This window comes from Thomasclavelia sp. (assembly GCF_047249845.1).
In the GTDB taxonomy this organism is placed as follows: Bacteria; Bacillota_I; Bacilli_A; order Erysipelotrichales; family Coprobacillaceae; genus Thomasclavelia.
The window spans coordinates 1-2,280 of record NZ_JBKTWO010000134.1 but is presented as its reverse complement, the minus strand read 5'-3'; the positions used below and the strand labels follow the sequence as shown (position 1 = coordinate 2,280).

The window sequence follows — 2,280 nt, the reverse complement described above, 5'->3', positions numbered from 1 at the left end:
TCTTTAACCTGCATATATTGATCAGTCTCTTTCACTCAGTTAGCAAATTCTACTAATTTTGTTTCCAAATCAGATAATTTTTCCTTTGTTGTTTATTTAAATACATCCAAATCAAATTCATCAACAGATTTTTTAACTGTTTCAATTGTTTGCCCAAGCATTGCTTCAACATCTTCTTTAGTCATATTTTTCAATTGATCATATGCCTTTAAAGATTCTCTCTTAATATCTTCTCTTAATTCACTACCTTTTTTTGGTGCTAATAATAATCCAGCAGCAGCACCAATTCCTAAACCTAAAATAAACTTACCAATTTTCATCTTTTCTTCACCTTTCTTATTATTTTTTTCTTCTAAACATAGAAGTTAATAACCCTAATCCAGAAAGCAATGTTGCCTTCAAACCACCTTTTGAAAAGAAGCCACTAAACAATTCAACAGGCGCATTCAACATCTCCATTTTATTATTGATATCATCTAAAATATGATTCACTTTTGTTAATGTTGTTTCTACCATTGTCATTAAAACAGTTGCTTCCTTCACAGCACCAGACATCCTAATTAACAAGAGTCCTAAACTTATTAAAGCAAAAGCCCCAGACAAGATCAAAATACACATAGATACTAATTGTGCGTTTTCCATAAATTCTCCTTTCTTTGACTTTAGTATATTATACCATAAATTTCCATTATGAGGAAGTCATTGCTAATGTGTTGATTTATAATCAATCAGCATATCTTCAAACTTATAAATATCCTTGCTACTCATAAACAAGAAAACCACATCATCATGTTCTGCCAATAATTTGACAGCATCTTCATCTTCATGAATCACAATTGCACGTGGAAGATATTGACCAATCTCATGAATATCGATATCTATTCCAGCTTCTTTTTTAGCATTCTCTGGAAAATGTACGAGGAATGGATAATCCGCTAAATTCATTGACTCAGCAAATTCTTTTGCAAATCGCAGCCCTCTAGAAAAACGATCAGGTTGGAAAATAGCAACAATTTCTTTACCAGGATATCGAGAACGCGTTGCCTCAATGACATATTTGATTGCTGTTGGATGATGTGCATAATCATCCACATATACATTATTCCCAACTTCCTGAACTGTATAACGGCGTTTCACTCCATCAAATGTAGATAAACGTTTTTGGATGTAATCAGCATCCATATTTTCTAAATATCCTAATGTAATGACTGCTAAAGAATCATACAACATATGCATTCCATAGAAAGGAAGTGCAAAATGACCAAATAAATCGCCATGAATATAAACATCAAAATACAATCCATGATTATTATTAATAATATTTTTAGCAATCACATCATTTTTATCACTTATTCCAAATTTTAAAACTCTTTTAGTATAATTCAAGTGTGGCAAATGCGGGTCATCACCCCAGACAACAACCGTATCTTTCACTTGATTAGCAAATTGCTCAAATGACTGAACATATTGCTCGATTGATTGAAAATAATCAACATGATCCATTTCGATATTGTTAATTACTGCATATGTTGGCTGATAATGTAGAAAATGATCTTGATATTCGCAAGTTTCTGCAATAAAATAATGACTATCTTTCACCGCATGACCAGTTCCATCACCAATCAAAACTGAAGTCTTATTATAGTCTTTAAAGAGATGGTAAGCCATCCCAGTCGTTGTTGTTTTACCATGTGTTCCAGCAATTCCAATTGAAACATATTTATCTAATAATTGAGCTAAAAAATCATAATAGGTATGTGTTTTTACATTTGGATTTGCTAGTGCTTCTTTGACTTCTTCATTTGATTCATCAAAGGCATTTCCAATAATGACATCATACCCATCTTTAATATTATTTTTGTTAAAAGAATAAATAGGAATATCTCTTTTTTTCAATTCATCCTCTATAAATATATATTTATCAATATCACTTCCAGCAACTTTATGACCCAAATCGTATAGTATTGTTGCTAAAGAAGCCATACCTGAACCTTTAATTCCAATAAAATAATACATTCCTTATCACCTCTCAACTATTCTAGCACAATTTAAGTAAAAAGTATCATTTCTCATTATATTTTTTATAATTTTTTTTAAATTTCACATACTAATAATGTCAATAGAAATAAAGGAGAAACGAATATGAGTCACAAGAAAGCAAAAAACAAACAAAAGCAAAATCAAAACAAAGGGTATAACCAAAATCAACAAGCAAATGATAGTTTTGAAATGCAAGACAACTTCAAATTTGAAGATAACTCAAATGCAAGAGCATAAACA

At 30.7% G+C, this 2,280-nt stretch carries 4 protein-coding genes; 1 reads left to right on the top strand and 3 read right to left on the bottom strand.

The features are described 5' to 3' along the window. Positions 1–92: 92 nt before the first annotated feature. The 3 genes from ACLR9T_RS14000 to ACLR9T_RS13990 form a co-directional block, all read right to left on the bottom strand. Positions 93–320: a YtxH domain-containing protein gene (locus ACLR9T_RS14000; protein WP_413110096.1), complete on the bottom strand. Its 228-nt coding sequence runs from the start codon at positions 318–320 to the stop codon at positions 93–95. 19 nt (positions 321–339) lie between these two features. Next, positions 340–642, bottom strand: a complete 303-nt coding sequence (locus ACLR9T_RS13995) for a DUF948 domain-containing protein (RefSeq protein WP_008789515.1) — start codon at positions 640–642, stop codon at positions 340–342. Between the two features lie 63 nt (positions 643–705). Next, positions 706–2,016 carry a UDP-N-acetylmuramate--L-alanine ligase gene (locus ACLR9T_RS13990; RefSeq protein WP_008789514.1) on the bottom strand — a complete coding sequence of 437 codons (1,311 nt, stop codon included), beginning with the start codon at positions 2,014–2,016 and terminating at the stop codon, positions 706–708. 126 nt (positions 2,017–2,142) lie between these two features. Here ACLR9T_RS13990 and ACLR9T_RS13985 point away from each other — a divergent pair, with 126 nt between their 5' ends. Then, positions 2,143–2,277 (top strand): hypothetical protein, encoded by a 135-nt coding sequence (locus tag ACLR9T_RS13985; RefSeq protein WP_017143715.1) that lies wholly within the window; start codon positions 2,143–2,145, stop codon positions 2,275–2,277. The last annotated feature ends 3 nt before the right edge of the window (positions 2,278–2,280 follow it).

Bases quoted from the DNA above. Each gene is read 5' to 3' on its own strand.
- ACLR9T_RS14000 (WP_413110096.1), bottom strand. From the start codon at position 320: ATGAAAATTGGTAAGTTTATTTTAGGTTTAGGAATTGGTGCTGCTGCT.
- ACLR9T_RS13995 (WP_008789515.1), bottom strand. From the start codon at position 642: ATGGAAAACGCACAATTAGTATCTATGTGTATTTTGATCTTGTCTGGG.
- ACLR9T_RS13990 (WP_008789514.1), bottom strand. From the start codon at position 2,016: ATGTATTATTTTATTGGAATTAAAGGTTCAGGTATGGCTTCTTTAGCA.
- ACLR9T_RS13985 (WP_017143715.1), top strand. From the start codon at position 2,143: ATGAGTCACAAGAAAGCAAAAAACAAACAAAAGCAAAATCAAAACAAA.